This window comes from Sphingobium sp. HDIP04, from assembly GCF_000445085.1.
In the GTDB taxonomy this organism is placed as follows: domain Bacteria; phylum Pseudomonadota; class Alphaproteobacteria; order Sphingomonadales; family Sphingomonadaceae; genus Sphingobium; species Sphingobium indicum.
The window spans coordinates 1-4,174 of sequence record NZ_ATDO01000140.1; the positions used below are offsets into that span (position 1 = coordinate 1).

3 protein-coding genes are annotated in these 4,174 nt (G+C 68.9%); all 3 read right to left on the reverse strand.

The window, feature by feature from the left end:
- Positions 1-640 (reverse strand): DODA-type extradiol aromatic ring-opening family dioxygenase (locus L286_RS45645; RefSeq protein ID WP_031293606.1); only part of this gene is annotated, 640 nt, incomplete at its 3' end.
- A 94-nt stretch (positions 641-734) separates the two neighbouring features.
- Positions 735-3,302, reverse strand: a complete 2,568-nt coding sequence (locus L286_RS45650; RefSeq protein WP_021224016.1) for an HWE histidine kinase domain-containing protein — start codon at positions 3,300-3,302, stop codon at positions 735-737.
- Complete coding sequence (locus L286_RS45655; protein WP_020819884.1) at positions 3,295-3,825, reverse strand: biliverdin-producing heme oxygenase; 531 nt, start codon at positions 3,823-3,825, stop codon at positions 3,295-3,297. The genes L286_RS45650 and L286_RS45655 overlap by 8 nt, the downstream gene beginning before the upstream one ends.
- Between the last annotated feature and the right edge of the window lie 349 nt (positions 3,826-4,174).

Sequence of the window (4,174 nt, forward strand, 5' to 3'; positions counted from 1 at the left end):
GGGCGCGGCTGGCCGGGTCGGGATCGGTCACGGCGGCGGTCAGGGCGTCGTCGCACAGCTTCGACGGCGCGGTGGCCTGGGAACCGCGGACGCGCAAATTGTGGAAGCTCATGCCCGAACCGACGATCAGCACGCCTTCGTCGCGCAACGGGGCGAGGGCGCGTCCGGCGGCGATGTGCGCCGCCGGGTCCAGATCGTGGCGGAGCGAGAGTTGGACGAGCGGAATGTCGGCTTGCGGCAGCGCGACCTTCATCGGGATGAAGACGCCATGGTCCCAGCCGCGCTCCTCCTCCGTTCCGGCGGGACAGCCCGCCTGTTCCAGCAGGCCGGCGGCGCGGCGGCCGAGCGCAGGCGCGCCGGGCGCGTCCCAGCGGAGCGCGTATGTGTGCGGCGGAAAGCCATGATAGTCGAACAGCAGGCCGGGCCTTTCCCCGTCATGGACGGTGAACCGGCTTTCCTCCCAATGGCCGGAGACCAGCAGGATCGCGCCGGGGCGTTCGGGCAGGGTAGCGACGATGCCCGCCAGATAGTCCTGCATCGGCTGCCACATCGGGTCGCAATGCGGGTGATCGGGATCGCTGGCGTCCATGAAGAAGCAGGGGCCGCCGCCATGGGGGATGAAAAGGGTCGGTTGTCTCATGCCCGGGAGATCGGATGGATCTGGGCGCGGCGCAAGCGGGAGGGCCGGAAACGGATTGTTTCAGCTGGGCGGAAAGGGCGGAGGCCGACGCCCCTTAAGCCTCGTTCTCTTCCAGGACCGGGGCGATGGCCTGGGCCAGGGTGGTGCCGGAATAGGGCTTTTTGAGCAAGGTCACGTCGCCGAAGCGTTCGGGCAGGTCCAGCCCGTCGCCATAGCCGGTGGCGAAGAGGAAGGAGACGCCCCTTTCCGCCAGCAGTTCCGCCACCGGAAGGCTGGTTTCATTGCCCAGGTTGAAGTCCAGCACCGCCAGATCGACCTCATGGTTCGCAATCGCCTCCCGCGCGCGGCTGACGCTGGCGGCGGTGATCACTTCGGCGCCCAGGTCGCGCAGCGCGTCCTCGCCGTCCATGGCGATGATCATATTGTCTTCGACCAGCAGGACGTTGCGGCCCTTGAGCAGCGTGGGCGCGGGCGCCGGGGCGGGGGTCGCGCGTTCGGCGCCGACGACGTCGGGCAGGACGGAGGCGACATGGGCGGAGGGGATGCAGAATCGCGCCTCCAGCCCGGAAAGGCGGTAATGCACCTCCGCCCGGCCATCGAGATCATAGGGGATGGACCGTTCGATCACGGTCGATCCGAAACCCCGGCGCGTGGGCGCGACCACGGCGGGCCCGCCGCTTTCCCGCCAGTCGAGCAGCAGGCTGCCGTCGGCATCGACGCGCCAGTCGATGGCCACGCTGCCATTGTCGGACAGCGCGCCATATTTGGCGGCGTTGGTCAGCATCTCATGGATCACCAGCGCCAGCACGGTGAAGGCGGCGGGGGTCAGCAGGACATTGGGGCCGGTCAGCTTCACCCGGTCGCGCCGCTCGCCCAGATAGGCGGCCGATTCCACCTCTATGAGGTCGTAGAGCCGGGCAGGCGCCCAGCGGTCGGCGGTGATCTGGTCATGGGCGCGGGCCAGGGCATGGACGCGGCTTTCCAGCGTGTCGATGAACTGGTCGACCGACTGGGCATTGTCGCGGGTCTGGGACAGCAGCCCCCGGATCAGCGAGAGGATGTTGCGGACGCGATGATTGAGTTCGGCGATCAGCAATTCCTGCTTTTCATGCGCCTTCTGCCGTTCCTCATGCGCGGAATCGGACAGGCGCAATATGACCTCCAGCAGGGCGGTGCGCAGCGCCCCGGCCACGCGCAGTTCGGCGGCGGTGAAGGGCACGGCGGTGCCGCGCACCAGTTCCGACCACTCCTCGAAGCTCTTGCGGGGGGAGAGGCGGGGACCGTTGGGACCATATTCGACATGCTTTTCCGGACTGCCCGCCCAGCGCACCGAGCGGAGCTGTTCCGCCCGGAACAGCACCACATAGTCGCGGGGACGGCGCGACAGCGGGATGGCGAGCAGGCCGGCCGCCCGGTCGGCATGGGCCGCCGCTTCGGGCAGCAGGCGCGCCAGATGGTCGGTGGCGAAGACCTGGCCGGCGGCCGTCCGGTTCAGCATGGCGACGATGGCGGCGAAGCTGCGCTCGTCCGGGCTGAGGCCCGAAAAGGTCATCTGGCCGTCGATATAGACGCCCACGCCGTCCGCCGGGATGGTGTCGAAGATCACGTCGCCCAGCCAGCGGGCGTTGGACAGCAGGTCATGGTCCTGCGCCACCGCCGACATCAGCCGGTCGGCCACCTGCCGGGCCTTGCCCTCATAGGCGGCGGTTTCGCTGCGCTCGCGATTTTCGAGCATCATCGAGAAGATCTGGCCGAACAGTTCGGCTGCGCTGCGCTGCGCGAAGCTGGGCAGGCGGGGACCATAATGGTGGCAGGCGAACAGGCCCCAGAGCCGCCCTTCGACGATGATCGAGATGGAAAGCGAGGCCCCCACCCCCATATTGCCGAGATATTCGATATGGATCGGCGACACCGCCCGCGTCAGGCAGAGCGACATGTCGAGCGCCGCGCCGGAGGGATCGAGTTGAGGCACGACGGCAACCGGCCGCGCCCCGACGTCCGCGATCACGCGGAAGATATTGCGCAGGTAGAGCGCGCGCGCCTGCGCGGGAATGTCGGACGCGGGATAATGCAGGCCGAAGAAGCTGTCGATGCCGGGGCGCAGCGCTTCGGCCACGACTTCGCCGTCGCCGCCCTCCGCGAAACGATAGACCATCACCCGGTCGAAGCCGGTCAGCGCCCGCACCTGCCGCGCCCCGTCCCGCAGGAAGGCGGCCATGCCCTCCGTCTGGCCGAGCCGCGAGACCATGGAGCGGACCGTGCTGCTGGCCTCCATCTCGTCATGGGATGCCGGTTCGGCCTCGATCACGACCAGCGATCCGGAGAAATGGACGGCGACGTCGAACGGCGCGACGCCCTCCATCAGGGCGAGCGAGAAGATGCGCTCCACCGCGTCGGGGCCGCGCAGCAGGGTGATGCGGTTGCGCAGGGAATGGACCGCCTCCGCGCTGAAGATGCCGCCGATCGGCCGGCCCAGCATCTGTTCGGGCGAAAGGCCGATATGGTCGGCGCTGTTGGCCGACACGCGCGACACCAGCCAGTCGGCGGTCAGCGCGACCAGGAAGCCGAAGGGCTGGACCGTGCCGGGGACATGGATCGGCTCCCGGTCGCAATTGGCGAGGTCGACGGCGAAACCCCCCGCCGGGATATTGCCGTCAGCCATGGGCCGGCGCCGTGCCGCCGGCGGCGGCCGCGAACAGGCCGAAGGCGGCCTGCGCGCCGCGGATGGCATCGTCGATCCATGGCTCGCCGCCTTCGGCCGCGGCATCGTCCAGCCGACGCTGGAACGCGGCCCAGCCGCCCTTTTCATGCACGGCGGACAGATAGGCGCGGGGCAGGCCGGGGCCGACGCGCCGGGCGAGCATGGCGCCGCCCAGCCGCGATCCTTCCAGCGTGTAGCGGACGCCCCAGCGGCAGGCGTCGGACGGGGAGGGCGGCGCGGCGAGCGGCGCGGGCAGCGTTTCGCCCAGGTCCGCCAGATCGCGCGCCAGCAGCGGCAGGCGCGGGGAATCGGGCCGGGCCATCTCCTCCAGCGGGGCGAGCGCCCTGGCGTGGGCCTTCAGGAAAGCGGCATAGCTGGCGCTGTCCTCCAGCGAAAAATGGGAAAACAGGTCGTCGACCCGCTGATGGCTTTCCATCGTCGCTTGGCGCAGGGCCTGGCGGGCGCTGCCGGCAGTGGGCGTCATCGTCACCCCGCATTCCTAAGGGGGTTTGCGGGGCGATGCTCTGATCTGGATCAGCTTTTGCCGTTCCTGGCCATATTTCCGGTGATTTCGGCGCAACCGATGCTCATCCTGCGCCGGGGGATTCTTTCAAATCGCTGACAGACGGGTTCAGCATCACGACATGGCCCGAGTCCTAGAAGCGGAATATGAGGGGCGAATGGCCCCGTGATACGAAAGCGAACGGCATGTTGAGGAAAATGATGCTGGCGGGCTTGATGACCGCGACGATATTGGGCGGAATCGCCCCGGCCCATGCCCAGCGAGGCGAGGATGGCGGCTGGCGCGGACGCGGCGGCGAACGGTCGGCCCG

Bases quoted from the DNA above. Each gene is read 5' to 3' on its own strand.
- L286_RS45650 (WP_021224016.1), bottom strand. From the start codon at position 3,302: ATGGCTGACGGCAATATCCCGGCGGGGGGTTTCGCCGTCGACCTCGCC.
- L286_RS45655 (WP_020819884.1), bottom strand. From the start codon at position 3,825: ATGACGCCCACTGCCGGCAGCGCCCGCCAGGCCCTGCGCCAAGCGACG.